Annotated in this window: 26 protein-coding genes; 6 read left to right on the top strand and 20 right to left on the bottom strand. The window is 68.4% G+C overall.

Annotated features, from left to right (window positions below; all coding sequences use genetic code 11):
- Nucleotides 1-11: 11 nt before the first annotated feature.
- Entirely contained in the window at nt 12-1,340 is a 1,329-nt protein-coding gene (locus tag PQB87_RS19450) for an MFS transporter (protein ID WP_301863492.1), read from the top strand.
- A gap of 99 nt (nt 1,341-1,439) precedes the next feature.
- Here the strand turns inward: PQB87_RS19450 and PQB87_RS19445 are convergent, their stop codons facing one another.
- The 5 genes from PQB87_RS19445 to PQB87_RS19425 all read right to left on the bottom strand — a co-directional run bounded on the left by PQB87_RS19445 (nt 1,440) and on the right by PQB87_RS19425 (nt 5,803).
- Entirely contained in the window at nt 1,440-1,877 is a 438-nt protein-coding gene (locus PQB87_RS19445) for a DoxX family protein (RefSeq protein ID WP_021159306.1), read from the bottom strand.
- Nucleotides 1,878-2,069: 192 nt separating this feature from the next.
- The gene (locus PQB87_RS19440; protein ID WP_021159305.1) at nt 2,070-2,525 is read right to left on the bottom strand and encodes an RbsD/FucU family protein; all 456 of its coding nucleotides are present in this window, start codon (nt 2,523-2,525) and stop codon (nt 2,070-2,072) included.
- A 79-nt stretch (nt 2,526-2,604) separates the two neighbouring features.
- Nucleotides 2,605-3,015, bottom strand: a complete 411-nt coding sequence (locus tag PQB87_RS19435) for a nuclear transport factor 2 family protein (protein ID WP_111943208.1) — start codon at nt 3,013-3,015, stop codon at nt 2,605-2,607.
- A gap of 137 nt (nt 3,016-3,152) precedes the next feature.
- The gene (locus tag PQB87_RS19430; RefSeq protein WP_301863493.1) at nt 3,153-4,655 is read right to left on the bottom strand and encodes an aminotransferase class IV; all 1,503 of its coding nucleotides are present in this window, start codon (nt 4,653-4,655) and stop codon (nt 3,153-3,155) included.
- Nucleotides 4,652-5,803 carry a branched-chain amino acid ABC transporter substrate-binding protein gene (locus tag PQB87_RS19425; RefSeq protein ID WP_301863494.1) on the bottom strand — a complete coding sequence of 384 codons (1,152 nt, stop codon included), beginning with the start codon at nt 5,801-5,803 and terminating at the stop codon, nt 4,652-4,654. The genes PQB87_RS19430 and PQB87_RS19425 overlap by 4 nt, the downstream gene beginning before the upstream one ends.
- Nucleotides 5,804-5,929: 126 nt before the next feature.
- Between PQB87_RS19425 and PQB87_RS19420 the strand changes: the two genes are divergently transcribed.
- A complete protein-coding gene (locus PQB87_RS19420) occupies nt 5,930-6,412 on the top strand; it encodes an Lrp/AsnC family transcriptional regulator (protein ID WP_042974910.1) in 483 nt (160 codons plus the stop codon).
- Between the two features lie 85 nt (nt 6,413-6,497).
- On the opposite strand, the gene garD is transcribed toward PQB87_RS19420, so the two are convergent.
- Nucleotides 6,498-8,051, bottom strand: coding sequence for a galactarate dehydratase (gene garD, locus PQB87_RS19415; protein ID WP_111943212.1), 1,554 nt, complete (start codon nt 8,049-8,051; stop codon nt 6,498-6,500).
- A 228-nt stretch (nt 8,052-8,279) separates the two neighbouring features.
- Between garD and kdgD the strand changes: the two genes are divergently transcribed.
- Nucleotides 8,280-9,194, top strand: coding sequence for a 5-dehydro-4-deoxyglucarate dehydratase (kdgD, locus tag PQB87_RS19410; protein WP_060061135.1), 915 nt, complete (start codon nt 8,280-8,282; stop codon nt 9,192-9,194).
- A gap of 188 nt (nt 9,195-9,382) precedes the next feature.
- On the opposite strand, the gene PQB87_RS19405 is transcribed toward kdgD, so the two are convergent.
- Together PQB87_RS19405 and PQB87_RS19400 are read right to left on the bottom strand one after the other, a co-directional pair.
- Nucleotides 9,383-9,934, bottom strand: coding sequence for a hypothetical protein (locus PQB87_RS19405; protein WP_021159300.1), 552 nt, complete (start codon nt 9,932-9,934; stop codon nt 9,383-9,385).
- 337 nt (nt 9,935-10,271) lie between these two features.
- Nucleotides 10,272-11,849 (bottom strand): aldehyde dehydrogenase (NADP(+)), encoded by a 1,578-nt coding sequence (locus PQB87_RS19400; protein ID WP_489243518.1) that lies wholly within the window; start codon nt 11,847-11,849, stop codon nt 10,272-10,274.
- A 245-nt stretch (nt 11,850-12,094) separates the two neighbouring features.
- Here PQB87_RS19400 and PQB87_RS19395 point away from each other — a divergent pair, with 245 nt between their 5' ends.
- Nucleotides 12,095-13,474 carry an MFS transporter gene (locus PQB87_RS19395; RefSeq protein WP_059496411.1) on the top strand — a complete coding sequence of 460 codons (1,380 nt, stop codon included), beginning with the start codon at nt 12,095-12,097 and terminating at the stop codon, nt 13,472-13,474.
- 56 nt (nt 13,475-13,530) lie between these two features.
- Here the strand turns inward: PQB87_RS19395 and PQB87_RS19390 are convergent, their stop codons facing one another.
- Entirely contained in the window at nt 13,531-14,256 is a 726-nt protein-coding gene (locus PQB87_RS19390; protein WP_489243517.1) for a site-2 protease family protein, read from the bottom strand.
- Entirely contained in the window at nt 14,253-15,224 is a 972-nt protein-coding gene (locus PQB87_RS19385; protein ID WP_489243516.1) for a DUF2167 domain-containing protein, read from the bottom strand. Before PQB87_RS19385 ends, PQB87_RS19390 begins: the two co-directional genes overlap by 4 nt.
- Before the next feature lie 194 nt (nt 15,225-15,418).
- Here PQB87_RS19385 and PQB87_RS19380 point away from each other — a divergent pair, with 194 nt between their 5' ends.
- Nucleotides 15,419-16,267 carry a helix-turn-helix domain-containing protein gene (locus PQB87_RS19380; protein WP_226218754.1) on the top strand — a complete coding sequence of 283 codons (849 nt, stop codon included), beginning with the start codon at nt 15,419-15,421 and terminating at the stop codon, nt 16,265-16,267.
- A 256-nt stretch (nt 16,268-16,523) separates the two neighbouring features.
- On the opposite strand, the gene PQB87_RS19375 is transcribed toward PQB87_RS19380, so the two are convergent.
- A complete protein-coding gene (locus PQB87_RS19375; protein ID WP_042974904.1) occupies nt 16,524-17,150 on the bottom strand; it encodes a LysE family translocator in 627 nt (208 codons plus the stop codon).
- 155 nt (nt 17,151-17,305) lie between these two features.
- Between PQB87_RS19375 and PQB87_RS19370 the strand changes: the two genes are divergently transcribed.
- On the top strand, nt 17,306-17,770 hold the full coding sequence (locus PQB87_RS19370; RefSeq protein WP_011353935.1) for an Lrp/AsnC family transcriptional regulator: 465 nt from the start codon (nt 17,306-17,308) through the stop codon (nt 17,768-17,770).
- Here the strand turns inward: PQB87_RS19370 and PQB87_RS19365 are convergent.
- The 9 genes from PQB87_RS19365 to PQB87_RS19325 all read right to left on the bottom strand — a co-directional run bounded on the left by PQB87_RS19365 (nt 17,767) and on the right by PQB87_RS19325 (nt 26,546).
- On the bottom strand, nt 17,767-19,143 hold the full coding sequence (locus tag PQB87_RS19365) for a dihydroorotase (protein ID WP_489243515.1): 1,377 nt from the start codon (nt 19,141-19,143) through the stop codon (nt 17,767-17,769). The genes PQB87_RS19370 and PQB87_RS19365 overlap by 4 nt on opposite strands.
- A gap of 3 nt (nt 19,144-19,146) precedes the next feature.
- Complete coding sequence (locus PQB87_RS19360) at nt 19,147-19,707, bottom strand: gamma carbonic anhydrase family protein (RefSeq protein WP_021159293.1); 561 nt, start codon at nt 19,705-19,707, stop codon at nt 19,147-19,149.
- Nucleotides 19,707-20,285 carry a 6-pyruvoyl trahydropterin synthase family protein gene (locus PQB87_RS19355; RefSeq protein ID WP_021159292.1) on the bottom strand — a complete coding sequence of 193 codons (579 nt, stop codon included), beginning with the start codon at nt 20,283-20,285 and terminating at the stop codon, nt 19,707-19,709. The genes PQB87_RS19360 and PQB87_RS19355 overlap by 1 nt, the downstream gene beginning before the upstream one ends.
- Nucleotides 20,279-21,199 (bottom strand): GTP cyclohydrolase FolE2, encoded by a 921-nt coding sequence (folE2, locus tag PQB87_RS19350; protein ID WP_489243514.1) that lies wholly within the window; start codon nt 21,197-21,199, stop codon nt 20,279-20,281. The genes PQB87_RS19355 and folE2 overlap by 7 nt, the downstream gene beginning before the upstream one ends.
- A 58-nt stretch (nt 21,200-21,257) precedes the next feature.
- Nucleotides 21,258-22,466 (bottom strand): zinc metallochaperone GTPase ZigA, encoded by a 1,209-nt coding sequence (gene zigA, locus PQB87_RS19345; protein WP_489243513.1) that lies wholly within the window; start codon nt 22,464-22,466, stop codon nt 21,258-21,260.
- 135 nt (nt 22,467-22,601) lie between these two features.
- Entirely contained in the window at nt 22,602-23,813 is a 1,212-nt protein-coding gene (locus PQB87_RS19340) for an acyl-CoA dehydrogenase family protein (RefSeq protein WP_431208091.1), read from the bottom strand.
- On the bottom strand, nt 23,810-24,661 hold the full coding sequence (locus PQB87_RS19335) for a hypothetical protein (protein WP_021159288.1): 852 nt from the start codon (nt 24,659-24,661) through the stop codon (nt 23,810-23,812). Before PQB87_RS19335 ends, PQB87_RS19340 begins: the two co-directional genes overlap by 4 nt.
- Nucleotides 24,662-24,715: 54 nt before the next feature.
- Nucleotides 24,716-25,372, bottom strand: coding sequence for a methionine ABC transporter permease (locus tag PQB87_RS19330; RefSeq protein ID WP_489243512.1), 657 nt, complete (start codon nt 25,370-25,372; stop codon nt 24,716-24,718).
- Complete coding sequence (locus PQB87_RS19325; RefSeq protein ID WP_175831886.1) at nt 25,365-26,546, bottom strand: methionine ABC transporter ATP-binding protein; 1,182 nt, start codon at nt 26,544-26,546, stop codon at nt 25,365-25,367. Before PQB87_RS19325 ends, PQB87_RS19330 begins: the two co-directional genes overlap by 8 nt.
- Nucleotides 26,547-26,555 lie beyond the last annotated feature (9 nt).

Raw genomic sequence — 26,555 nt, 5'->3', positions numbered from 1 at the left:
TCGTCCTGACCATGCAAGCTTCCGAATTGAGCGGCGTGCCTCGCGCCGCCGAACGCGCGCTCACGCGCAGCGACTACAAGACCCTTGGCCTTGCCGCACTCGGCGGCGCCCTCGAGTTCTACGACTTCATCATCTTCGTGTTCTTCGCGCCGGCGATTGGGCAACTGTTCTTCCCGCACGACATTCCCGACTGGCTGCGCCAGTTGCAGACGTTCGGCATCTTCGCGGCCGGCTATCTCGCGCGCCCGCTCGGCGGCGTGATCATGGCGCACTTCGGCGACCTGTTCGGCCGCAAGCGGATGTTCACGCTGAGCGTGCTGATGATGTCCGTGCCGACGCTGCTGATGGGCCTCCTGCCGACCTACGACACGATCGGCATCCTCGCGCCGGTGTTGCTGCTGCTGTTCCGCGTGCTGCAGGGCGCGGCGGTCGGCGGCGAGGTGCCGGGCGCGTGGGTGTTCGTGTCCGAACACGTGCCGTCGCGTCATATCGGCTACGCATGCGGCACGCTGACCGCGGGCCTCACGGCCGGCATCCTGCTCGGCTCGCTCGTCGCCGCCGGCATCAACAGCCGTTACTCGACCGCCGAAGTCGCCGCGTTCGCGTGGCGCATCCCGTTCCTGCTCGGCGGCGTGTTCGGCCTGTTCTCCGTGTACCTGCGCCGCTGGCTGCATGAAACGCCGGTGTTCGCCGAGATGAAGGCGAAGAAGGCGCTCGCGGCCGAGATTCCGCTGAAGGCCGTGCTGCGCGACCACGGCCGCGCGGTGATCGTGTCGATGCTGCTCACGTGGATGCTGTCGGCCGCGATCGTCGTCGTGATCCTGATGACGCCCGCGCTGCTGCAGAAGCAGTTCCACCTGACGCCCGCGACGACGCTGTTCGCGAACAGCGTCGCAACGCTGTGCCTGACCGCCGGCTGCATCACCGCGGGTTCGCTTGCGGGCTGGATCGGCGCGAAGCGCGTGCTCGGCATCGGCGGCATCGGGCTGGCCGCCTGCTACTACCTGCTGTTCGTGCAGGTCGCGGCCGATGCGTCGACGCTGCCGCTCTACTACGGAATCGCGGGCTTCATGGTCGGCACGATCGGCGCGGTGCCGTTCGTGATGGTCAAGAGCTTCCCGGCCGTCGTGCGCTTCTCGGGCATCTCGTTCTCGTACAACGTCGCGTATGCGATCTTCGGCGGCCTCACGCCGGTGATCGTGTCGCTGATGATGAAATCGAATCCGCTCGCGCCGGTCGTGTACGTCGCGGCGATCTGCGTGCTCGGCGCGATCGCCGTGCAGTTCTCGAAGGATGCGAAGGACGTGAAGGATGCAAAGGATGTAACGGGCACGCACTGAACACCGGCGCCCGCTTGATGAACGAAGGGCCGAATCCCGCGGCGTGCGGGATTCGGCCCTTTTGCTATGCCTCGGCCTGGCGGCGCGAGTCAGCCCGGTTCAACGCAGCACGCCGTACGACGAACTCGGCCGGCGCAGCGCGTCGATGCTCGCGCCGCCGGCGCCGGTGACGAACAGCAGCAGGAACCCGCCGGCGATCGCGACGTTCTTCCAGAAGTGAATCACCATGTCGTGCTGGACGGCGGCGCTCGTCGCGTCCCAGAAATTGTGCCCGACCATCGCGGTCGCGATCGTGTAGACCGCCATCAGCAGCGCGAGCGGCCGTACCTTGTAGCCGACGATCAGCAGCAGACCGCCCAGCCCCTCGATCGCGACGACGATCGGCGCGACGACCTGTTGATAGGGCACGTTCATCCCGTGCAGATACGCGATGAAATCGCTGTAGCCGAGCAGCTTCATGATGCCGCCCCACAAGAACAACGCCGCCAGCGCCAGGCGTGCGAAAAAAATGACGCCGGAATCGACGGTACGCGTCATGCCTCTCTCCTCGTATGCAATTCGGCCGCTTGCCCCGGGCGCGCCGGGGCGGTTCGACGCCGCGCGGCCCCGGAGGGGACGCGGCAAATGGGCCAGCATAGAGGGTCTTTTCGCCGTGTCCAAGAAAAAGGTTGTAGCAAATCTTTACACTGCGGCGGCCGTGCCGGCGGCTCGACGCACTGAAAAACGCGTTTAGCCCGCGTCGCTCAACAACACGCCTTTCTTGAAGATGAAGCAGCCATAGCCGCGCAACTCGCCGGTGACGATCACCGCGTAGGCCTGCTGCGCGCGCTCGTAGAACGCGAAACGGTCGATGCCCGCGAGCGGCACCGCGCGCCCTTCCGCGCGGTCGATCTCGGCCTGCACTTCGCGTTGCACGGGCGGCACCGCGGCTGCGTCGCCGACGACTTCCATCCGCCATGCGGGCGTGTCGACGAACGTGTCGAGCGGCAGCACGGACAGCACCGCGCGCACGACGCGCGCCGAATCGGCGCCGTCGATGCGCAACGCGCGGCCGACCACCGTGTGCTCCGCGACGGATTCCGCCGGGAAATTCGCGTCGCAGATCGCGATTTCGTCACCGTGCCCCATCGCACGCAGCGTGTGCAGGATGTCGGCGTGCAGCAGCGGGTCGAGATTCTTCAGCATGTCGGCTAGTCTCCGGGATCAGGAACGAATCGCATAACGTTACCCGATCCCGGTGGCCGTTGCGCATGCATCGCTCACGTCACGACGCCGCGGCCGGCATCTCGTCGATGAAACCGGTGACCGTCGCGAGGCGGCCCGATGCGTCGACCGTGCCGAAGTCCGAACCCTTCACGATCGCCGCGCCGTCGGGCGACACGAGCGCCCACGAGAACCGCAGGTGCTGGCCGAACGCGTCGACGTCGGTCGTGCGGCGAAAGCGGAACGCGGGGAAGCGCGCCTGCACGGCCGCGATCATCGCGTCGATGCCTGCGTGGCCGTCGCCGGCCATCAGCGGATCGCGATAGGCCGCGTCGCTCGCGTAGGTCGCATCGATCAGCGCGCGGCGGCGCGCGACGTCGGGTTCGTTCCATGCGTCGAAGTAGCGGTCGATCAGGTCGGCGTGAATGGACGAGGCGGACGATGCGGACGAAGCGGATTGTGCGGTGTTCATGGCGAGGCTCCTGGTGTCGACGAGGGGACGAGGTCGCGAACGTTGCGTGTTTCGTGTTCGCGTGCCGTCATCGTCGCCGGCCTCGCGCGGGCGGTCGATTACGTGCGAGGTAAGGAATCGCGCCCGCACCGCCGCGATCAGCCGGCCGCGCAGTTGGCCGCGTAGTCGACCGCCAGGCTCCACGCCGGATCCTCGTGCTTCGCCCAGTACGCGTCGAACAGCCGGCGCGTCATCGGGCCCGGCCGGCCGTCGCCGACCGGTGCGCCGTTCAGCCGCGTGACGGGCATGATCCCGCCGGCCGTCGACGTGATGAACACCTCGTCCGCTTCGCGCAGTTGCGCATCGTCGACACGGCCGGCCTGCGCGTCGATGCCCATCGACGCCGCCAGCTCGAACACGGTCTGCCGCGTGATGCCGTGCAGCACGCCGCGCTCGGGCGTCCGAAGCCGGCCGTCGCGCACGATGAAGACGTTGAACCCGGGCCCTTCGGCGATGCTGCCGTCCGTGCACTTCAGCACGACCGACTCCGCACCCGCGTCATACCCTTTCAGCAGCCCGGCGACGAGGTCGAGCCAGTGGTAGTTCTTGATCTGCGGATCGACCGATTCGGGCGGAATCCGCCGCACGTCGTCGATCAGATGCAGGTGCAGGCCCTCGCGCAACTGCCGCTCGTTCGCGACCGAGCCGTACGGCACCGCGAACGCGATGAACTGGTTCACCGCGTCGCGCGGGTCGCGGCTGAAGGTGGGCGATACGCCGCGCGTGCACAGCATTTCGACGTACGCGTTGCGCAGGCCCGAGCGGCGCACGCATTCGACGAGGATGTCGCGCAGCGCGTCGTCGCTCAACGGTACGTCCAGCCGCAGCCGCGCCAGCGAGCGCCTGAACCGCGCGATGTGCCGGTCGAGGCGGAAGAAGCGGCCGTTCCACACGTGCACGGTGTCGTACGTGACGTCGGAATGCAGGAAACCCCAGTCGAGCACCGACACGCGCGCGTCGGCGATCGGAACGAAGCGGCCGTTCATGTACGCGGCGCCCGGCGGATACGCGGATGCTTCGGCGGACTGAATGCGCTCCGGCGCCGAACGTTTCACGTCGGGCGCGTGCGGCGCGTAGTCGACCTGCGCGACAAACGACGCGCGATCGGCGTCGAACACGCTGCGATGCACGACCGCATTCGGCCCCGCCGCGCGATCGAACGACAGCTTGCCGTCGAGATGGTCGATCTCGTGCTGCATCAGCTCCGACACATCGGGCGACAGCGCGTCGCACCGATGCAGCTCGCCGTCGAGCGTCGTGTACTGCACGCTCACCGACGCGTGGCGCTCGACACGCACGAACAGGTCAGGAAAGCACATGCAGTCGTCCCACAGCGTCATCCGCGCGTCGCTGTGCCACACGATTTCGGGGTTCACGATCACGTCGGGCCAGCCGTCCAGCGCGAGCGCGATCATCCGTTGCCCGACGCCGATCTGCGGCGCGGCGACCGCGCGGCCGAAACCGTGTTCGTCGCGAAACGCGCGCAGCGCGGCGCGCAATGCGCCGGCGGCTTCGCGCACGGCGGGATCGGTAACGTCGCCGACCGGCCGCGCGACGTCGCGCAGCGATGCGGTGCCCACCGGAAGAATCCGCGTATTCATTTCACTACCTCCGACAAAGTCACCTTGTTGCCTCCCTTGAACGTCGAAATCGTTGCCGCCGGATTACGCAGCTCGCCGTTCGTGTCGAACGCGATCCGGCCGGTCACGCCCTGGAAGTCGACGCGATGCAGCGCGTCGACGATCTTCGCCGGATCGGTGGACTGCGCGAGCATCACCGCGTGGTAGACGGCCATCATCGCGTCGTAGGCATACGGTGCGTAGAGCTGCACGGGGGCGCCGTACTTCTGCGTGAAGCGCGCCGCGAACGCGGGGCCGCCCGGCATCTTCGCGAGGCTTCGGCCGCCGTCTGCGCACACGAGGTTGCCGTCGAGCGCATCGCCGGCCAGTTTCAGGATCTCGTGTGTGCACAGACCGTCGCCACCCAGCAGCGGCACGGCGATCCGCAGCTTCTTCATCTGCTTGAGCATCGGCCCGCCCTGCGTGTCCATGCCGCCGAAGAAGATCGCGTCGGGCGCACGGCCCTTGATCAGCGTCAGCGGCGCGCCGAAGTCGAACGCCTTGTCGGTCGTGTATTCGCGTGCGACCACGGCGGCGCCCGTGTTCCCGAGCCCGCCGGCGAACACGTCCGCGATGCCCTGCCCGTAGGCCGTGCGATCGTCCACGACACCGATGCGGCGCGCGTGCAACTGCTCGACCGCATAGCGGGCGACCGCCTGCCCGAGGAAGTCGTCGTTCGCGAGCATCCGGAACGTGGTGCGATAGCCGAGACGCGTGAACGCCGGATTGGTGGCCGACGGCGTCAGCTCCGCGATGTTCGCCGTCGCGTAGAGCCGCGCGACGGCGATCGACGTCCCCGAATTCTGGTGGCCGATCACGGCGCTGACGTGCGTATCGACGAAGCGCTGCGCGACCGTCGTCGCGACCTTCGGGTCGGCCTGGTCGTCTTGCGCGTCGAGCGCGAACGTGACCGGATGCCCGGCGACGCCTGGATGCGCCGCGTTGATTTCGTCGATCGCGAGCCGAATGCCGCGCGCGCTGTCCTCGCCGAAATGCGCCTGCGCACCCGTGAGCGCGCCGGCAAAACCCACGACGACCGTATCCGCGCCGAACGCGGGAACGGCCGGCACAAGCGACACAAGTGGCACCAGCAGCACGAGCGGCACCAGCAGCAGATGTCGGAAACGCATGATGTTTTCCTCGCGGCTTCATCGTTGACGGGTGCTACGATTATCGGCAGCCGTCGCGAAATCCGATAAACATCGGGCGGCATCATTCGCGAGTTTGTTTCGTTTTTTCTCTCCGAAGGAAATCCGATGAATTCCGCCGCCACACCGCTCGACGACTTCGACCTGCGAATCCTCGCCCGCCTCCAGCACGACAACCAGATCACCAACCAGGCGCTCGCCGCCGAGATCGGCCTGAGCCCGCCAGCATGCCTGCGCCGCGTGAAGCGGCTGCGCGACGAGCGCTATATCCAGCAGGACGTTTCCGTCGTCGATCCGACCAAGGTCGGCCTCCCGTTGACGATGCTCGTCCTCGTGCAGGTCGAGCGCGAACGGGTCGACCTGCTCGACGAATTCAAGCGGTTCCTGAAGTCGCTGCCGGAAGTCATGCAGTGTTATGTGGTGACGGGGCGCGCCGATTTCGTGCTGATGATCGCGATGCGCGATATCGACCACTACGAGGAGTTTTCCACGCGCGTATTCCGGCAGCACCACAACATTCGTCACTTCGAAACGATGGTCGTGATGTCGCGCGTCAAGGTCGGGCTGTCGCTGCCGATCGACATCGCATAACGATCGCCCGTCGCGACCACGCGCGCCGCAATGAAAACGGGCGCCGTCGGGCGCCCGCATCGTCCGGCGGCATCGGCCGCGCGCGTCAGGTCACCGGCGCCGGATTGAACAGCGTCAGCGCATTCGCGAGCTTCCACTGCTCGGCCCACGTGCGACGCTTGCCACTCGCGACGTCGAGCATCAGCCGGAACAGTTCCCAGCCGGTGTCCTCGATCGTCGCCGCGCCGGTCGCGATCCGCCCCGCGTCGAGATCCATCAGGTCGTGCCAGCGGCGCGCGAGATCGCTGCGCGTCGCGACCTTGATCACCGGCACCTGTGCGAGGCCGTACGGCGTGCCGCGGCCGGTCGTGAAAATGTGCAGGTTCATCCCGGCCGCGAGCTGCAGCGTGCCGCAGATGAAGTCGCTCGCGGGCGTCGCCGCATAAAGCAGCCCCTTCTGCTTCGCGCGATCGCCGGGACGCACGACACCGGCGATCGGCGCGCTGCCCGACTTCACGATCGAGCCCATCGCCTTCTCGACGATGTTCGACAGGCCGCCCTTCTTGTTGCCCGGCGTCGTGTTCGCGCTGCGGTCGACGCGGCCGCGCTGCAGGTAACGGTCGTACCAGTCCATCTCGCGAATGATCTCGCGCGCAACGTCCTCGTTCGCCGCACGCGACGTGAGCTGCGCGACACCGTCACGCACTTCCGTCACCTCGGAGAACATGATCGTCGCGCCCGCGCGCACCAGCAGGTCAGCCGCGAAGCCGACGGCGGGATTCGCGGTGAGGCCCGAGAACGCGTCGCTGCCGCCGCACTGCACACCGACGACGAGATCCGACGCGGGGCACGTCTCGCGGCGGCGGCGGTTCAGCCGCTCGAGATGCGATTCGGCCATCTTCATGATCGAGTCGATCATCGAGTTGAAGCCGACGTGCGCGGCGTCCTGCAGGCACACGACCCCGCCGTTGTCGCCGGCGCCGTCGGCCGCCACCGGAATCGCGCCGGGCGGCAGCAGGCGCTCGGGCTGAAGCTTCTCGCAGCCGAGGCTCACGGTCATCACCTCGCCGCCGAAGTTCGGATTCAGGCTGATGTTGCGCAGCGTGCGGATCGGGATGTCGGCGTCGGGCGCGTCGATCGCGACGCCGCAGCCGTAGGTGTGCTCGAGCCCGACCACGTCGTCGACGTTCGGGTAGCGCGGCAGCAGCTCGGCCTTGATCCGCTGCACCGCATGCTCGACGACGCCCGACACGCACTGCACGGTCGTCGTGATCGCGAGGATGTTGCGCGTGCCGACCGAGCCGTCGGCATTGCGGAAGCCCTCGAACGTATAGCCTTCGAGCGGCGGCAGCGGCGGCGCGGCACGCGTCGCGAGCGGCAGGTTGTCGAGCCCCGGCGGCTCGGGCATGCGCATCGTGCGCTCGTTGACCCAGCTGCCGCGTCGCAGCTCGGCCAGCGCATAACCGATCACCACGTTGTAGCGGACGATCGGGTCGCCGGCCGCGAGATCGACCAGCGCGACCTTGTGCCCCTGCGGCACGCCTTCGCGCAGCGTCAGCCCGTCGGCGAACGTCGCGCCCTCGGGCAGGCCGCCGTCGTTGACGACGATCGCGACGTTGTCGTCCGGATGCACACGGATGTAGAGCGGGGAAGCAGTCATCGGAAATCCTGGAGGCTGTCGGCCATATTGTTAGTCATCATACGACATTCAACTCCGGCCGGCGATGCTGCGTAAACCCTTATCCGGAAAGACCCTATCATTTACCGGCCAGCAAACCGCTTGCGTGGTCCTTTCCCTCGTTGTACGATGACATACAACGACATCGCCAATTTGGCTCGTATGCCGTTCCCGACGAACCAGCACTCGCGCTAGACGGACGACCCAACCATGACTTCACCGCAAGAACTCAAACAGATCATCTCCCACGGCCTGCTGTCCTTTCCGCTGACGGACTTCGACGCCGACGGCAGCTTCCGCCCGTCCACCTATGCCGAGCGCCTGGAATGGCTCGCGCCGTACGGTGCGAGCGCGCTGTTCGCGGCCGGCGGCACCGGTGAATTCTTCTCGCTCACGCAGCGCGAGTATTCGGACGTGATCCGCGTCGCGACGGAAACCTGCAAGGGCAAGGTGCCGATCCTCGCCGGCGCGGGCGGCGCGACGCGCGTCGCGATCGAATATGCGCAGGAGGCCGAGCGCCTCGGCGCGAGCGGCGTGCTGCTGATGCCGCATTACCTGACCGAGGCCAGCCAGGAAGGGATCGCCGAGCACGTCGAGCAGGTGTGCCGCGCCCTGAAGATCGGCGTCGTGGTGTACAACCGGGCGAATTCGAAGCTGAACGCCGACATGCTCGAGCGCCTCGCCGATCGTTGCCCGAACCTGATCGGCTTCAAGGACGGCGTCGGCGAAATCGAAAGCATGGTGACGATCCGCCGCCGCCTCGGCGACCGCTTCGCATATCTCGGCGGCCTGCCGACGGCCGAAGTCTATGCCGCCGCGTACAAGGCGCTCGGCGTGCCGGTGTATTCGTCGGCCGTGTTCAACTTCATCCCGAAGACGGCGATGGAATTCTACGAAGCGATCGCGAAGGACGACCACGCAACGGTCGGCCGCCTGATCGACACGTTCTTCCTGCCGTACCTGCAGATCCGCAACCGCCGCGCGGGTTATGCGGTCAGCATCGTGAAGGCGGGCGCGAAGCTCGTCGGCCATGACGCGGGCCCCGTGCGGGCGCCGCTCGTCGACCTCACCGAGGCCGAAGCGGCCGAACTCGACGTGCTGATCAAGAAGATGGGCCCGCAGTAAGCGGGTACGGCCTGCGTGGTGCCTTGATCGGCGCCGCGCCGGCCGGTTGTCGCGTCGCGTGCCGGTTCGACGGTATCGCGACCGTTCGCAGCAGTAACCCCGCACGCATCCGCCGCGCCGCGACGGGTGCCGCCTCCGGCGCGGCGCTTCGCGTGACGCCACCCCGCCTTGCAGGCCGTCCGGCCGCGTCACATCTGCGCGATGATTCCGACGATCCGGTGGCGCACGTTCGCGAGCCTGACCCGCGTCGCCTCGATCTGCCCCTGCGTGCCCGCCCGCGCGCGCGCGTTCGATTCGCCGTCGAGGATCTGCCCGAGCACGTCGCGGTCGACGACCGCATCGAAGAACCGGCCGACCGTGATCGTCGCCGACTGCTTCGCGGTCGCGAGCTGGCTGTTCGCCTGCAGCAGTGCTTCGGTGCGCAGGCCCGGGTCGCGTTCGTCGATGCCGCGCCGGTACTGGAGCGCGAACACCAGCGCTTCCATGTCCTGCCGGAAACGGCGCACGGCTTGCCCGAACACGAGCGAATGCGCGTCGGCGCCCGTGACGACGCGCCCCTGGTTGATCGTCACGTCGAATTCGCTGCCGCCCAGGTCGCGCTGGAATTCCAGCAGCGCATTCGCGAGCACGCGCCCTTCGCTGTACTGGCCGACCTGGGTGCGCACGGATTTCGCGACGTCGCCGATCGCTTTCCACAATCCGGCCGCGAACAGGTGATCGCCACGCTTGTTGATGTTCATCGGGGGTTCCCTCGTTGTCTTTTGTCGGTCTCTCAGGCTTGCCTGCGGGCCGGCTGGCCCGAGGCTTCGCTACTGTAGGAGAAAACCGGGGGACGGGGAAGACGGCAAGATCCACGGCAGTCACGTACCCCGAGGCCGCTGCTCCGACCGCCGCCCCCCCATGCTGCCCCGACATGATTCTTGTCGACACTTCGAACAAACCCGTCTGCACCGAAACCCGTCATGCAAAAAAGGCGGAAGCGGCCCACCGGCCACATCCGCCTTTTGGTTTCCGCGTGCCGGCACCGACCCCGACGCACCGGCCGCCGGAAATCACACGCTCAATCGTCGCCGCCCGTCACTCCGCCTTCCCGTCCCGCAGCCGCGGAATCGCGAGCGGGTTCTTCTCCTGCAACCCTTCCGGCAGCAGATCGTCCGGGAAATCCTGGTAGCACACCGGGCGCAGGAAACGCTCGATCGCCGTCGCGCCGACCGACGTGACGGACGGGTTCGACGTCGCGGGAAACGGCCCGCCGTGCACCATCGCGTCACACACCTCGACGCCGGTCGGGTAACCGTTCACGAGCAGGCGCCCGGCCTTGCGTTCGAGGATCGGCAGCAGCCGGCGGGCCAGCGGCTTGTCGTCGGCGTCCATCTGCAGCGTGGCCGTGAGCTGGCCCTCGAGCGCGTCGAGCACGCGCGCGACTTCGTCGAGATCGCGGCAGCGCACGATCAGCGACGCCGGCCCGAACACTTCGTGGCTGAACGCCGGCTCGGCCAGGAACGCCTGCGCGCCGACTTCGTACAACGCGCCGCCGGCCTGGCAATCGGTCTGCGCGGCCTCGCCCGCGCCGATCTCGCGCACGCCCGGCAGTTCGGCCAGCTTGCCGCGGCCATGGCGATACGCATCGGCGATCCCGGGCGTGAGCATCACGCCGGCCGGCTTCTTCGCGAGCGCCTGCGCGGCGACGGATTCGAAGCGGTCGAGATCGGGGCCGTCGATCGCGAGCACGAGGCCCGGGTTGGTACAGAACTGGCCGACGCCGAGCGCCAGCGAATCGACGAAACCCGTTGCGATCGCGTCGCCGCGCGCGGCGAGCGCCGCCGGGAACAGCACGACGGGGTTGATGCTGCTCATTTCCGCGTAGACGGGAATCGGCTGCGGGCGGGCATTCGCGATCTGCACGAGCGCCATGCCGCCCTGCCGCGACCCCGTGAAGCCGACGGCCTGGACCGCCGGATGGCCGACGAGCGCCGCGCCGATCACGCGGCCGGGGCCGATCAGCAGCGAGAACACGCCGGCCGGCATCCCGGTTTTCGCGACGGCGGCGCGAATCGCGCGGCCGACCAGTTCGGACGTGCCGAGGTGCGCCTCGTGCGCCTTCACGATCACCGGGCAGCCGGCCGCGAGCGCCGACGCCGTATCGCCGCCGGCCACCGAGAACGCGAGCGGGAAATTGCTCGCACCGAATACGACGACGGGCCCGAGCCCGATTTTCTGCAGCCGCAGGTCCGAGCGCGGCAGCGGCGTGCGGGCAGGCTGCGCGGGATCGATCGACGCGGCGAGGAAACGACCGTCGCGCACGACACGCGCGAACAGCCGGAGCTGGCCGACGGTGCGGCCGCGCTCACCCTGCAGCCGCGAGACGGGCAGGCCCGTTTCAGCGTGCGCGCGCTCGATCAGCGCGTCGCCGAGCGCGACGATTTCATCCGCGATCGCGTCGAGAAACGCCGCGCGGGCCGCGAGCGGCTGCGCGCGGTACGCGTCGAACGCGTCGCGCGCGAGTTCGCATGCACGCTCGATGTCGGCCTGCGCCGCGACGCCGAACGCCGGCGCATCGATCGGCGCGCCCTTCGACGGGTCGAACGCGCGCAAGGTACCGGCCGAGCCGGCGACCGCTTCGGCGCCGATCAGCATCTCTCCTGTCAGTTGCATGGGTGTGCTCCGTGGTTCGGGAATGATGGGCTCATTGTAGCCCAACAGATATGATGTCTGCCGACATGATTTTGCGATTCACGCGGGTCGTCGATCTTGCCACACAATGCGCGAATCCCTAATTCATTCGCCTAATGCCCAAATTGTGGGCGTTTCGCGTCGCGTCCAACGGGAAAACCCGAGGTTTCCGGGGTCGACCAACCCACATAAACTTCGCACCATGTCATACGACGACGTACATTAAAGTGCCTAATCAGACCACCCCTCGCGAGCTTCCGCTCGACCTCGCGCGCACCGCGCGCCGGACCGCCGTACGCTACTGGATCCTGGCGATGCTGTTCGTCGTCACGACGCTCAACTATGCGGATCGCGCGACGCTGTCGATCACCGGCACGCCGATCCGCAAGGCGTTCGGCATCGACCCGGTGACGATGGGCTACATCTTCTCGGCGTTCAGCTGGGCGTACGTGCTCGCGCAACTGCCGAGCGGCTGGCTGCTCGACCGCTTCGGCGCGCGTCGCGTGTATGCGGCCAGTATCTTCCTGTGGTCGGCGTTCACGCTGCTGCAGGGCACGATCGGGCTCGGCGGCAGCGCCGCGTTCGCGGTGGCCGCGCTGTTCGCGATGCGCTTCGCGGTCGGCATCGCCGAGGCACCCGCCTTTCCCGCGAACGCGAAAGTCGTCGCGAGCTGGTTCCCGACCGCCGAGCGCGGCACGGCGTCCGCGATCTTCAACGCCGCGCAATACTTCGCGGCCGTGGTGTTCTCGCCGCTGATGGCGTGGCTCACGCATGCGTACGGCTGGCACCAGGTGTATCTGTGGCTCGGCCTCGCGGGCATCGCGCTCGCGTTCCTGTGGCTGCGGGTCGTGAAGGATCCGGCCGACCATCCGGCCGTGAACCGCGCGGAACTCGAGCACATCGAGCAGGGCGGCGGCCTCGTGCGCACGACCGTGCGCGGCACCGACGGCCTGCGTTCGGAAGGCCGCCGCGTGGCGGGCTGGTACTACGTGCGCCAGCTGCTGTCGAACCGGATGCTGATCGGCGTGTATCTCGGCCAGTACTGCGTGAACGTGCTCACCTATTTCTTCCTCACGTGGTTCCCGATCTACCTCGTGCAGGCGCGCGGGATGTCCCTGCTGAAGGCCGGCTTCATGACGTCGCTGCCCGCGATCTGCGGGTTCCTCGGCGGGGTGCTCGGCGGGATGCTGTCCGACGGGCTGATCCGCCGCGGCGTGTCGCTCACGCTCGCGCGCAAGATCCCGATCGTCGGCGGGATGGCGCTGTCGATGGTCATCATCGGCTGCAACTACGTCGACAGCGAAGCGCTCGTGATCGTGCTGATGGCCGTGTCGTTCTTCGGCAAGGGCATCGGCTCGCTCGGCTGGGCCGTCGTCGCCGATACCGCGCCGAAGGAAGCGATCGGCCTGTCGGGCAGCCTGTTCAACATGTTCGGCAATACGGCCGGCATCGTCGCGCCGATCGCGATCGGCTATCTCGTCGGCGCGAGCGGCTCGTTCAACGGCGCACTCGTGTTCGTCGGGCTGAACGCGCTCGTCACCGTGTTCAGCTATCTCGTGATCGTGAAGGACATCAGGCGCGTCGAGCTGAGGCATCGCGACGCGTGAGATTCGGCGAAAAGAAAAACGACGGCGGCCGCGTAACAGCGGCCGCCGTTTTTGCGTCAGGCCGCGGAATGCGCGACGCGCAGCATGTCGTGCACGCCGGACGTCATCAGCGCGAGGAACGCGAGCAGTCCGACATAGCAGAGCGCGAACGTCGTCTTCGTCTCGACCGACGTCGCGTAGTACACGCGGTTCTCCGGCGCGTCGGGATCGTAGCGCCACGCGCGCTTGAGCTGCGGCAGCGCGAGGATCGCCATCACGATCAGCAGCGGGCTCGGGCGGTACACGAACAGCGCGATCAGCACGGGCACGCCCGCGAACCAGATGCGCGGCGACAGCACCGCGGTGATCCGCCCGCCGTCGAACGGCGACAGCGGAATCATATTGAACAGGTTCAAGAAGAAGCCCGTGTACGACAGCGCGAGCAGCAGGTTGCTGTCGTAGTGGCGCGCGGCCGCGTAGCAGGCCAGCGCACCGAGCGTGCCGACGAACGGCCCGGCGAGCCCGACGTACGCCTCGGTTTCCGCGTCGTGCGGCATCTCCTTCAGCTGGATCCACGCGCCGACGAACGGGATGAAGGTCGGCAGCCCGACGTCGAGCCCGCGCCGCTGCGCGGCCACGTAGTGGCCGGCCTCGTGCACCAGCAGCAGTGCCACGAAACCGGCCGCGAACCGCCAGCCGTAGAACAGCGCGTAGACCGCGATCGACGCGAGCATGGTGCCCGCCGACACGAGCACCTTGCCGAGCTTGAGGCCGCCGAAGATCAGCAGCAACAGCTTCGTCATTCCTTGCGCTCCGTGGCGGATGCATCGGACATGCCGGACGCGCCGGATGCATCGGCGACGGCCGGCACCGCGGCCGGCTTCGGCTTGCGCCCGAAGAAGCGTTTCAGCGCGGCGCCGCCGGCCAGCAGCGCAACCGCGCCGACCTTGAAGAACTTCACCGCGAACGCGCCGATCAACGCGAGCAGGCCGAGCTTCTTCGCGCCGACGCCGACGATCAGCGCCGCGAGGCCATACTCGGCCACGTGGTCGGTCGACTTGTTGAAATCGGCATAGCGCTTGCCGTCGTTGAAGCTGATGTTCGACAGCAGTTCGTCGGCCGACGCCTTGTATTTCGGCAGATCGACGAGCGTCGACGCCATCGTCAGCGACAGGTAGCCGTCGCGGCCGAGCACGAGCGTCCGGTAGTTCACGCCGTCGTTTTCGGCGTTCGGCGCCGCGCCCTTGTCGCGGATGATCGCGGACCACACGAGCCGGTGCGTAGCCGCGTCGTACGCGGGCGCCTTCGCCCAGCCGACCACCTCGGTTTCGGGCAGGCCGCGTTCCTTGCGCCCGGGGTTGTCTTCCTCGGTGCCGGCCTGCAGGCTCTTCAGCAGTTCGTCGGGTTTCCAGTCCTTCGCGTCGTCGTCGCGGATATAGCCGCTCGGCTCGAACGATACGACCGAGATCCAGTCGGCATCGGGATCGTCGGGCAGCACGAGGCCGACCAGCCTGGTTTCGTCGATCGAGTTGCCCATCGAGCGCAGGTAGCGGCCGGCTTCGGCGGCCGGCACGAACGATTCGCCGGCTTTCAGCTTCAGCACGGCTTCGTGTTTCACGTCGATGTCGGTCGGGCCCTTCACGACCGCGTCGTTGGCGGCGGCAGCCGCGGCCCTCATTTCCACCTGCGCGGCTTCGGTTTGCGCGTGGGCGCTGATCGCGGTGAATGCAAGCGTCGCCACGCAGGCGAGCCGGACGGCAAGTTTTTTCATTGTTGGATTCCCCTGGAATGCCTTGTCGTAAATATGCACGGCGTCGGCCCTTGCGTTTTCAATCGCGGGTCCGGCGTCGTCTCTCAGTTGGCACGGGGGCTATGGTAACGCAGCGCCGCGACACGCCCGGGGAGGCGCGATGCTTACGTCGCAGGTAATGCCCAAGGCACTCGGGATTGCCTATCATCTGCTGCATGAACCCGACCGCCGCCCGCCACTCGCCCTCCCCGTCCGCCGGCCGCGCGTCCGGCATCGGCCCGCTGCTGCGCACGTGGCGGCAACGCCGGCGCCTGAGCCAGATGGCGCTCGCGCTCGACGCGGACGTTTCCGCGCGCCACCTGAGCTTCGTCGAATCGGGTCGCGCGCAGCCGAGCCGCGAGATGGTGCTGCATCTGGCGGAGCGTCTCGACGTGCCGCTGCGCGAACGCAATGCGCTGCTCGTCGCGGCCGGCTTCGCGCCGCTGTTTCGCGAACGGCCGTTTTCGGATCCGCAGCTCGATGCCGCGCGCCATGCGGTGGAAGCCGTGCTGCGCGGCCACGAGCCCTACCCGGCGCTCGCCGTGGATCGTCACTGGACGCTGCTTGCCGCGAACCGGATGCTCGGCGCGCTGGTCGCGCAGGCCGATCCGTCGCTGCTGCAACCGCCCGTCAACGTGCTGCGGCTGAGCCTGCATCCGGAGGGCCTCGCGCCACAGATCGTCAACTGGCACGAGTGGCGCGCGCACATCCTGCATCGGCTGCAGCGGCAGATCGATGCCAGCGGCGACCGCGCGCTGCACACGCTACGCGACGAACTCGCCGCATATCCGGTACCGGCCGGCCAGCCCGACGACACGCATGCGCGCACCGATTTCGCGGATATCGCCGTGCCGTTGCGGCTGCGCACGGCGGCCGGCGAACTGACGTTCTTCAGCACGACGACGGTGTTCGGCACGCCGGTCGACGTGACGCTGTCGGAACTCGCGATCGAGGCGTTTTTCCCCGCGAATCCGGAGACGGTGGAAGCAATGCGGGCGCTCGCGGACGCTTTGCCGGCGCAATAACGTGCGCAACGGAGCGTGCAGGAAAGCAGCGCACGAACGCCGGCTTTCAGGCCAACGCCGGTGCTGCCGATGCAGTTGCGCTCGGCATCGACAGCTCGGCATCCGCGACCGGCAGCGTCGCGATCGCCCGCGCGACGGCCTCCGCGGTGAATGCGGTCGCCATCGGCGAAGGCGCGAATGCGGCCGACGCGAATTCCGTGGTGCCAGGTTCGAATGCGGCCACGCGCGCGACGACACGCGCACGAGCGCCCCACCATCAGCGGCGCTCGAGCGCCAGCTTCACCCCGAGCCCCAACAGCACCACCCCGCTGACGCGGTGCATGCGTGTCAGGATCCTCGGGTTGCGGCGGATCGATGCGGACAGCAGGCCGGCAAATACCGCAACCGGCCCCTTGACGAGAAACGTCAGGCCCGCGAAGGTCGCGCCCAGCACGAACAGCGACAGCATCGGATGCGCGGCGCCCGCCGGCACGAACTGCGGCAGGAACGCCAGATAGAACAGCGCGACCTTCGGGTTCGACACGTTCGACAGCGCGCCTTGCGCGAACGTGCGCAGCCGCGATGCCTGCGCGCCGTCGCCGCTCGCGAGCGTCAGTTCTCCCGACGAGCGCAACAGCGTGATGCCGAGATACAGCAGGTACAACGCGCCGACGACCTTCAGCGCGGTGAACAGCCATTCGGATGCCTGCAGCAGCGCGCCCAGCCCGAGCGTCGCGAGCATCGTGTGCACGAGCAGCCCGACGCTGACGCCCGCGGCGGTCACGAGGCCCGCGCGCGTGCCGTCGGACAGCGTACGTGACATCACGAGCACCATGTCCTGGCCCGGCGTGACGATGATCAGCAGCGACGTTGCAATGAACGGCAGCCAGGATGGATGCGACATGGGATAGCTCCTGAACGGGATTGCCGGCGGACGGGAATCGCCCGGCCTGTCGTCGGATTATCGGCGCCTTCCCATGGAGATTGGATGCGTATTCGGCTACTTTGACTATCGGTTTTGGCGCTATTCTCTAGCATTCACCGTTCGGGTAGTCAAAAATGCCAATCAAACTGGATGCAATCGACCGGCGCATTCTGCGTGCATTGCAACGGAATTCGAACCAGACGAATGCCGAACTCGCGCAACAGGCCGGGCTGTCCGCCACGCCCTGCCTGCGCCGCGTTCACCTGCTCGAGGAACAGGGCGTGATCGACGCGTATGTCGCGCTGCTGAACCCGGCCGCCGTCGACCTGCGATTCACGGCGTTCGTGCGCGTCACGCTGGAGCGTCAGGACAAGACGACGGTCGAACGCTTCGCGCGCGAGATGGAGCAGGCGCCCGAAGTGCTCGAATGCCACCTGATGGCCGGCAGCTACGACTATCTGCTGCGCGTGATCGCCCGCGATCTCGACGATTACCAGCGCTTCCAGATGGAAACGCTCACGCAGATCGAAGGCGTGCGCAACGTCGAAACCGAGATTCCGCTGAAGCGCATCAAGCAGACGGTTCGCCTGCCGATCTAGGCGTCCAGGAACGTGACGGCCTGCCCCTGCGGCGTCCCGTTCAGCGCGCCGTCTCGCACCACGACCTGGCCGTGCACGACCGTATGGACGGGCCAGCCCGTGACCGCGCACCCGTCGTAAGGCGTCCAGCCGCTGACGCTGGCGATCCATTCGTCGCGGATGATCCGCCGCGCGCGCAGGTCGACGATGCTGAAATCGGCGTCGTAGCCCACCGCGATGCGCCCTTTGCCCGCGATGCCGAAGATGCGCGCCGGCCCGGCGCTGGTCAGGTCGACCAGTCGTTCGAGGCTCACGCGGCCCGCGTGCACATGATCGAGCATCAGCGGCAGCAGCGTCTGCACGCCGGTCATCCCGCTCGGCGACTGCGGATAGGGCCGGCGCTTTTCGTCGCGCGTATGCGGCGCGTGATCGCTGCCGATCACGTCGACCACGCCGTCGCGAACGGCCTGCCACAGCGCGTCCCGATGATGCCGTTCACGCACCGGCGGATTCATCTGTGCGAACGTGCCGAGCCGTTCGTAGCAATCGGGGGCATGCAGGCTCAGGTGATGCGGCGTGACTTCGACGGTCACCCGCTGCCGGTGCCGCGCGAGCAACGCCATTTCCTCGGCGGTGGACACGTGCAGCACATGCAGCCGGCGGCCCGTCTCGGCGGCCAGCGCGACGATGCGCCGCGTCGCCTCCAGCGCGCTTTGCACGTCGCGCCAGCGCGGATGGTCGCGCACGTCGCCGCCCGCTTCGACGAGCGCCCGGCGTGCGCGCAGCCGCGCTTCGTCCTCCGCGTGCACGGCCATGCGCCGCCGCCCGTTGCGCACGATCCGGCGCAACACGGCTTCGTCGTCGGCCAGCAGGTCGCCGAACGAACTGCCCATGAAGACCTTCACGCCCGCGCAGCCCGGCAGCGCTTCAAGCGCCGGCAACCGTTCGGCGTTCGCGGCCGAGCCGCCGATGTAGAACGCGTAGTCGCACCACGCGCGGCCGCGCGCGCGTTCCAGCTTGGCCTGCAGATCCTGAGCGGTCAGCGTCAGCGGATGCGTGTTGGGCATCTCGAAGATCGTCGTGACGCCGCCGAGCACCGCGCCGCGCGTGCCGGCCTCGATGGTCTCCTTGTGCGTCAGGCCCGGTTCGCGGAAATGCACCTGGCTGTCGACGACGCCCGGCAGCACATGCAGGCCGCCGGCATCCAGGAGAACGTCGGCGCTCCACGTGCCATGCAACGCACCCAGCGCGACGACACGGCCATCCACGCACGCGACGTCGACCTGCTCGGCACCGTTGGGTGTCATCGCCGTGCCGCCGTGCACGAGCAGGTCGACATGGCGTCGCTTCAGCGCGTCGGTCGCGCGCCCTTCACGTCGAACGGGTTCGTCCATGGCTCAGAACTCGTTCTGGATGTGCTTGTAGCCCAGCACCAGCGCATTGTTCGTGCGCGCGACGTCCTCGGAGAAGTCGCTCGCGTCGGCCGTCACCTGCGGCAACGCGGCGAGATCGGTTTCCGGCCCGATGCGCTCGGTCGAGCGCACGTAGAAGCCCGGCGGCAGGTGGCAGCCGTCGACGACCGCGTTGTAGCGCACCACGCAGCCGTCGTCGATGGTGCAGTTGAACAGCACGCTGTTGAAGCCGACGAATACGCCGTTGCCGACCTTGCACGGCCCGTGGACGATCGCGCGATGCGCGATCGACGTGTGCTGGCCGATGGTGACGCTCGCGCCCGACTTCGAATGGATCACCACGCCGTCCTGGATGTTCGAATGCGCACCGATCACGATCGGCGCGATCCGGCCGTCGCCATCCGTTTCGTCGGCGCGGATCACCGCGTACGGGCCGATGAACACGTTCTCCTCGACGATCACGAGCCCGCACAGAATGGCGGTCGGATCGACGAATGCACTCGGGTGTATCTGCGGCAGGTCGCCGCGCGGATTCTTTCTGATCATCAGGATTCCTGTCTTGACATCGAACGGCCGCGCTTGATCCGCTCGAACAGGCCCGGATCGCGCCACTGTCCGGCGATGGCCGGCGCGAACACGATGTCGTCCAGGTCGATGCGGCCCATGCGCGGGTTGAACGCATCGTCGCGAAAACACTGCGCGTAGCCGGTCTCGGTTTCGTGAACGATGATCGAATGCAGCCGCACGCCGGCTTCGCCGTTCGACATGCGCGTGCAGGACAGCGCCGCATCGACGAGGCGAAAGAACACGCGCGAGAACTGCTCGGCGCTCGGCGACACCGGCAGCAGCACCCAGCGCTCGGAATGCCGGCGCATGCTCTCGACATAACAGGGATCGTCATCCGACCACAGCGTCACCGCGTGGTCGAACGCGTCGATCAGGTCGCGCACGTCGCCCTTGAGCAGCCCGAAGTCGTAGATCATCTGCCCGTGGTCCAGCGCATGCGCCTCGAGCAGCAGCTCGACGCGATACGAATGGCCGTGGATCGAATGCGAGCAGCGCCGCGTGCTGCAGCCGCGCACCACGTGCGCGTTCTCGAACCGGAACAGCTTGCGGATCAGCATGCGTCGGCGCCTTCGCGAACCGGCGCGGCCCAGGCCACCGCGTCGTGCGGGTGCAGGCTTTCCAGATGGCGCACGTGCACGCGCGGGTTCGCATGGCGGCCGTCCAGCGCGGCCTGGACCCGGCGCGCGGCATCCTCGACGAACATCAGGTTGCCGCCGTTCAGCACCGCGAACGCCTGCTCGTCCGCGCGCTTGACGGCCGTCTGCACCGGCGTGCCGAGCGCGTGCTCGACGCGATCGATCAGGTCGATCAGCCCGAGCGTCGCGCCATCGGCCGGCAGCCCCACGCTGACGACGGCCTCGCTACGCTGGCTGTGCGGCGTGGCCGCCGTCGCGTGCCGTTTCAGCCACGCGGCGACCGCTGCCGGTTCCACGCGATCGTCGCGGCCGAACGCCGCCAGGAACGCCTGTTCGACCCAGTGCCGCGACAGCGCGGCCGAACACGGGCACGTCGACGAATAGACGACCGTCACCTGCGCGCGCAGCTCGAACCCGACGTCGGTCAGCGCCGCGTCGATCCGGACCGGATAGGCCTTCCACCCGGCAAGCCCGTCGGTCACCAGCGCGGCGCGGCGCGCCAGCAGGTCGAAGCGCAGCCGTAGCCGCGCACGGCGCGTGTCGCAGTCGCGATGGCTGTCGACCATCGCCTGCAGCACCGGCCGAAGGCCGGCCGGCGACAGCGCGGCGCCATCGCCGAGGCCGTCGAGCAGCCTGTACAGCCGCGACATGTGGATGCCCTTCACGTGCGGTGCGGGAAGGTCGACCTGCACGTCGGCGCGCGCATGCACTTCGCGCCGGCAGCCGGGCTCGGCCACCGCAACGGGCAGGTCGATGCCCTGCATGCCGACCCATTCGAGCGGGCGGCGGCCCGGCGCGGCATCGGTCAGGGAGATATCGGGAAGGGGGGCATTCATGCTCGGGATCCGGTGGAGCGCCTTCTCCATCCGGATCGATGCAGGAAGCGCGTTCAGGTCAGGGCCAGTCGCGAAACGGGTTGTCCCACGTGGTCCAGTGTTCGGGGCCGGTGGCCATCTCGGCGTCGGTCAGCAGGCACGCGTCGAAGCGCGCGCGCAGCGCGGGCTCGTCCATGTCCATGCCGATCAGCACGAGTTCCTGCCGCGCGTCGCCGACGCGCTCGTCCCAGCGGGCGCGGATCTGCGCGACGGCTTCCGCGTCCTGCGGCCAGCGCTCGGGCGGCACGGCCGCCCACCAGTGGCCGGCCGGCCCGTGCCGCGCGACCGCGCCGGCCTGCGACCACGAACCGGCGACGGTCGGATGGGTGGCCAGCCAGTAGAACCCCTTCGAGCGGACGACGCCCGGCCATTCGCTTTCGACGAGCGCGAAGAAGCGCCGCGGATGGAACGGCCGCCGCGCGCGGTAGACGAAACTGCGGATGCCGTATGCGTCGGTTTCCGGCGTGTGCGTGCCGCGCAGCTCCTGCAGCCAGCCCGGCGCGCGCGATGCCGCGTCGAAATCGAACAGGCCCGTGTCGAGCACGCGCTCGAGCGGCACCTGGCCGAATTCGGCGATCTCGATCCTTGCCCGCGGATTCAGCCCGCGCAGCAGCGCGACCAGCCGCTCGCGTGCGTTGTCGTCGATCAGGTCGATCTTGTTGATCACGATCACGTCGCAGAACTCGATCTGGTCGATCAGCAGATCGACCACCGTGCGCGCATCCTCGTCGCCCATCGATTCGCCGCGCGCCTGCAGGCTGTCGCGCGACGCGTAGTCGCGCAGGAAATTGAACGCGTCGACCACGGTCACCATCGTGTCGAGCCGCGCGACTTCGCCGAGGCTGCGGCCGTCCTCGCCTTCGAACGTGAACGTCTCGGCCACCGGCAGCGGCTCCGAGATGCCGGTCGATTCGATCACGAGCTGGTCGAAGCGCCCTTCGCGCGCGAGCCGGTCGACCTCGATCAGCAGATCCTCGCGCAGCGTGCAGCAGATGCAGCCGTTGCTCATCTCGACCAGCTTCTCGTCGGTGCGCGACAGCCCTGCGCCGCCGTCGCGGACGAGCGCGGCGTCGATGTTGACCTCGGACATGTCGTTGACGATCACCGCGACGCGACGGCCCTCGCGATTGTTCAGGATGTGGTTGAGCAGCGTCGTCTTGCCGGCGCCGAGAAAGCCGGACAGGACGGTCACGGGAAGCCGCTTGGACGGAGGGAGTGCGGTGCTCATCGGGCGATTCCGGAAGAGGACGTTGAGGAACGAATGATATATTGTATCGTAACGATATAACATATCATTTCGGACGTCCAGCATGCCGGCAGGGTGTTGTCCGGAGCAGGCCGCGCCCGCTCCGGTGTCAATCCGTCACGTATAGAGCGACGCCGGCGGCAATTCCCCGGTCAACGCGAACCGGCCGACGTCACGCAGCCGATAGTCGAGTGGATCGTGCAGCGTATGCGTACGCGCGTTGCGCCAGAAGCGGTCGAGGCCGAGCGACGCGGCCGTGGCGCGCGCGCCGCATGCGTCGAACAGCGCCTCGCCGTTGTCGAGCGCCGCGCGCTGCGCGACGATCTTCGCCTCCGATACCGCGAGCGCCACCTCGGCGCGCTCGTCCGCCGTCAGCGCATCCTGCCGCGCCCACGCGCGCTGCAACGCGGCCGCCGCGCGATCGGCCAGCGCCGCCGCGGCGATCGCCCGCACGCGCATGTCGCCGAAGCGCTGCAGCGTGTACGGATCGTCGCTCGCCTGCGCGACCTCCGACTGTATCCATGGGCGGCCATGCTTCAGCACGTAGTCGCGCGCTTCCGCCAGCGCACCTTCCGCGAGCCCGACGAACAGGTTCGTCAGCACGAGCTGCGACACGAGCGTGCGCAGCGTCGCGCGCGGTGTCGGCGGCGCCTCGGAGCGGTGCAGCACCTCGTCCGGCGCGAGCGTCACGCCGGCGAAGCTCACGCTGCCGCTGTCGGTCTGTCGCTGGCCGATCGGGTCCCAGTCTTCGTTGACCGTGATCCCCGCGCGATCGGTCGGCACCACGCCGAACACGGTGCGGCCCGCTTGCGGATCGTGCGCGGACACCGTCATGCGCTGCGAGCCGCGCGTGCCCGAACAGAAGCCCTTCACGCCGTCGAGCCGGTAGCCGCCGTCGGGCGTCGCGGTCGCCACCAGCCGCGTGTCGAGCGGGTTGACCGCGTTGCCCCACCACCAGCGATGCTCGACCGTGCCGCGCAGATAACGTTCGCGCTGTGCCGCGCTGCCCCACACGTCGACGCTCACCACCTGCAGGATCTGGAACCCGACCAGATGCGCGAGCGCGCTGTCGACGCGCGCGATCCGCCGGATCGTGTCGTAGACCGCCGGCCACCCGGCTTCCTGCCCGCCGAACTCGCGCGGCACCGCGAGCGTCAGCAGGCCCGCGTCGGCGAGCCACTGCTTTTCCTGCGCGGCGTGGCCGCCCGCGCGATCGCGCGCGGCGGCGGTTTCGCGCAGCGTTTCGATGACGCGCGCCAGTGCGTCCGGATCGACGGCTGACACATCCGTTGCAGCGGCGAGCGTCGCCGGGCCGCGGGGATCGTTCATGCGACGGCTTCCTGTTCCTGGGTCGAGACAGCTTCCGACAACGGCACGAGTTTCCCCAGTTCGCGCCTGCCGGTCAACCGCGCGAGGATCTCGCGCCGCCAGTCGTCGTAGATCGCGCGGTATTCGGCGATATCCGCGCCGAACACGTGCGCGGTGTGCGCGTATTCGTCGTGCAGGTAACCGTCGAGCCGCGCCTGCGTTTCCTCGTCGGCCGCGATCACGCGATCGATCAACGCGTCGCGTTCGGCCGCCGGCAGCGCCTTCAACGTGTCGAACCACCACTGGACGATCTGCACGCGATGCCACTCCTCGTCCGGCCGGATCCGGTTCTCGCCATGCTCGCGCATCGCGCTGTCGCCGATGCGGCCGGTCTTGCGCTGGATCCACAGCTTCGCGAGGATGTGCAGCTCGTAATGCCACTCGAACGCGAGAAAGCCCGCGACGTCGCGCACCGCGATGTCGCCGATGCGCGCCCAGTGCGCGGCGACGAGCCGGTCGATTTCCGGCAGCGGATCGCGCCCCGTCAGTTCGGTCACGCGCTCACGGCCGATCACCGCGTGCGCGCCGTCGTCGCCGAGCTGGCGCGACAGGATCAGCTGGAAATGCGGATCGTCGCGGAACAACGTGTCGATCGCCTTCGCGACGACCTGCACGATGAACAGGTCGTGCGACGCCATCTTCGTGTAGTAGTCGGCGACGGCGGCCAGTTCGTCTTCGCCGCGCGGCTCGCGCGGCGGTGTCGCAAGCTTGTCCGGGAAGCCGGGACGATGGCGTCGCGCGACGTCCAGGAACAGCGCTTCCTCGAATTGTCCGTTCCATTCGCGCGGCGCGCCGATGGGTAAGGTCATGGGTATCGTTCTCTCAGGGTCTTCAATGAAAAGAGCCGGCGCTTGTGGCGCCGCTCAGGTACGCCGGGTCACGCGTCGGACCAGGCGGTCGCCCGTGATTTGCACGGCCGAAACGAGTGCGATCAGGATCACGATCACGGTCGCCATGACGGTCGTGTCGAAACGCTGATAGCCGTAGCGGATCGCGAGATCGCCGAGCCCGCCCGCGCCGACGGCACCCGCCATCGCGGTCGAGCCGATCAGCGCGACGACGGTGATCGTGAAGCCGCCGAGCATGCCGGGCAGCGCCTCGGGCAGCAGCACGTGCCAGACGATGTGGCGGCGCTTCGCGCCCATCGCGAGCGCGGCCTCGATCAGCCCGCGATCGACATCGCGCAGGCTCACCTCGGCGATCCGCGCGAAGAACGGGATCGCGGCAATCGACAGCGGCACGACGGCCGCCCATACGCCGATCGTCGTGCCGATCAGCACACGCGTGAACGGCAGCAGCGCGACGAGCAGGATGATGAACGGCGTCGAGCGGAACACGTTGACGAGCGCGCCGAGCACCGCGTTCACGCCGCGCCGCTCGTAGATGCCGCCGGGCGCGGTCGTCACGAGGATCACCGCGAGCGGGACGCCGATCAGCGCCGCGACCGCGGCCGACGCGGCGACCATCGACAGCGTGTCGCGGATCGCGTCGAGCAGTTCGGGCCACCAGAGGTCAAACATAGCCGAGCACCTCCGCGTGATTCGCGTGGCGGCGCGCGCGTTCGAGCAGCGCCGCCACCGCACCGCCGCGGGCCGCCGGCTGGCCGGCGTCGTCCGCGCGCGGCGCCGCCGCGATCACGAGCCGCCCTTGCGCATGCCCCTGGATGCGCTCGATCCCGCCATGCAGGAAACGCACCGAGCCGCCAAGCGCCGCCGCGAGCGCGCCGACATCCGGCTCGCCGCCGCTCTCGCCCGTATAACGGACGTCGAGCACGACCTGCGCGCCGTCGGGCAGCGCGGCCTGCTCGGGCAGCGGCTGCACGCGCGCGGCCAGTTCGGCCGGCAGGTCGTGCACGAGCGTGCTGAGCAGCGCGCGCGTCGCGCCGTGGCGCGGATCGCCGAACACGCGCCACACGGGGCCCGTTTCGACGACTTCGCCTTGTTCGATCACCGCGACCGTGTCGCACACCGCGCGGATCACTTCCATCTCGTGCGTGATCAGCACGATCGTCAGCCCGAGGCGACGGTTGATGTCGGCGAGCAGTGCGAGGATCGACTGCGTCGTCTCGGGATCGAGCGCCGAGGTCGCCTCGTCGCACAGCAGGACCTCGGGATCGTGCACGAGCGCGCGGGCAATGCCGACGCGCTGCTTCTGCCCGCCCGACAGGCTGGCCGGATACGCGTCGCGTTTCGCGGCGAGCCCGACGAGTTCGAGCAGCGCCTCGACCTTGCGCACGCGCTCGGCCTTCGGCACGCCGGCGATCTTCAGCGGCAGCGCGACGTTCTCGAACACCGTCTTCGCGGACAGCAGGTTGAAATGCTGGAACACCATGCCGGTGCGACGCCGCAGCGCCACGAGCCCGTCCTCGTCGAGCGCGCCGACGTCGACGCCCTGCACGCGCACGCGGCCCGAGCTCGGCCGCTCGAGCCCGTTCACGAGCCGCAGCAGCGTCGACTTCCCCGCGCCGCTGCGGCCGATGATCCCGAATACCTCGCCGCGCCGCACGTCGAGCGTCACGTCGCGCAGCGCGGCGGCCTGGCCGCGCGGCGTCGCGAACACCTTGCCGACCTGCTCCAGCGACACGGCGACGCCACCGGCGGCGGCCGCGGCCGCCGCGTCATGCGGGCCGGCGGCGGCGCCGGCACGCGCGGCCGATGCGTCGACGAAACCCAGCGTATCGAACAATTGCGTCATCGCTTCGCT

The organism is Burkholderia sp. KL41, from assembly GCF_057005415.2.
This window is presented reverse-complemented; position numbering and strand designations above follow the sequence as displayed.

Bases quoted from the DNA above. Each gene is read 5' to 3' on its own strand.
- PQB87_RS19450 (WP_301863492.1), top strand. From the start codon at position 12: ATGCAAGCTTCCGAATTGAGCGGCGTGCCTCGCGCCGCCGAACGCGCG.
- PQB87_RS19445 (WP_021159306.1), bottom strand. From the start codon at position 1,877: ATGACGCGTACCGTCGATTCCGGCGTCATTTTTTTCGCACGCCTGGCG.
- PQB87_RS19440 (WP_021159305.1), bottom strand. From the start codon at position 2,525: ATGCTGAAGAATCTCGACCCGCTGCTGCACGCCGACATCCTGCACACG.
- PQB87_RS19435 (WP_111943208.1), bottom strand. From the start codon at position 3,015: ATGAACACCGCACAATCCGCTTCGTCCGCATCGTCCGCCTCGTCCATT.
- PQB87_RS19430 (WP_301863493.1), bottom strand. From the start codon at position 4,655: ATGAATACGCGGATTCTTCCGGTGGGCACCGCATCGCTGCGCGACGTC.
- PQB87_RS19425 (WP_301863494.1), bottom strand. From the start codon at position 5,803: ATGCGTTTCCGACATCTGCTGCTGGTGCCGCTCGTGCTGCTGGTGCCA.
- PQB87_RS19420 (WP_042974910.1), top strand. From the start codon at position 5,930: ATGAATTCCGCCGCCACACCGCTCGACGACTTCGACCTGCGAATCCTC.
- garD (WP_111943212.1), bottom strand. From the start codon at position 8,051: ATGACTGCTTCCCCGCTCTACATCCGTGTGCATCCGGACGACAACGTC.
- kdgD (WP_060061135.1), top strand. From the start codon at position 8,280: ATGACTTCACCGCAAGAACTCAAACAGATCATCTCCCACGGCCTGCTG.
- PQB87_RS19405 (WP_021159300.1), bottom strand. From the start codon at position 9,934: ATGAACATCAACAAGCGTGGCGATCACCTGTTCGCGGCCGGATTGTGG.
- PQB87_RS19400 (WP_489243518.1), bottom strand. From the start codon at position 11,849: ATGCAACTGACAGGAGAGATGCTGATCGGCGCCGAAGCGGTCGCCGGC.
- PQB87_RS19390 (WP_489243517.1), bottom strand. From the start codon at position 14,256: ATGACGAAGCTGTTGCTGCTGATCTTCGGCGGCCTCAAGCTCGGCAAG.
- PQB87_RS19385 (WP_489243516.1), bottom strand. From the start codon at position 15,224: ATGAAAAAACTTGCCGTCCGGCTCGCCTGCGTGGCGACGCTTGCATTC.
- PQB87_RS19380 (WP_226218754.1), top strand. From the start codon at position 15,419: ATGAACCCGACCGCCGCCCGCCACTCGCCCTCCCCGTCCGCCGGCCGC.
- PQB87_RS19375 (WP_042974904.1), bottom strand. From the start codon at position 17,150: ATGTCGCATCCATCCTGGCTGCCGTTCATTGCAACGTCGCTGCTGATC.
- PQB87_RS19370 (WP_011353935.1), top strand. From the start codon at position 17,306: ATGCCAATCAAACTGGATGCAATCGACCGGCGCATTCTGCGTGCATTG.
- PQB87_RS19365 (WP_489243515.1), bottom strand. From the start codon at position 19,143: ATGGACGAACCCGTTCGACGTGAAGGGCGCGCGACCGACGCGCTGAAG.
- PQB87_RS19360 (WP_021159293.1), bottom strand. From the start codon at position 19,707: ATGATCAGAAAGAATCCGCGCGGCGACCTGCCGCAGATACACCCGAGT.
- PQB87_RS19355 (WP_021159292.1), bottom strand. From the start codon at position 20,285: ATGCTGATCCGCAAGCTGTTCCGGTTCGAGAACGCGCACGTGGTGCGC.
- folE2 (WP_489243514.1), bottom strand. From the start codon at position 21,199: ATGAATGCCCCCCTTCCCGATATCTCCCTGACCGATGCCGCGCCGGGC.
- zigA (WP_489243513.1), bottom strand. From the start codon at position 22,466: ATGAGCACCGCACTCCCTCCGTCCAAGCGGCTTCCCGTGACCGTCCTG.
- PQB87_RS19340 (WP_431208091.1), bottom strand. From the start codon at position 23,813: ATGAACGATCCCCGCGGCCCGGCGACGCTCGCCGCTGCAACGGATGTG.
- PQB87_RS19335 (WP_021159288.1), bottom strand. From the start codon at position 24,661: ATGACCTTACCCATCGGCGCGCCGCGCGAATGGAACGGACAATTCGAG.
- PQB87_RS19330 (WP_489243512.1), bottom strand. From the start codon at position 25,372: ATGTTTGACCTCTGGTGGCCCGAACTGCTCGACGCGATCCGCGACACG.
- PQB87_RS19325 (WP_175831886.1), bottom strand. From the start codon at position 26,546: ATGACGCAATTGTTCGATACGCTGGGTTTCGTCGACGCATCGGCCGCG.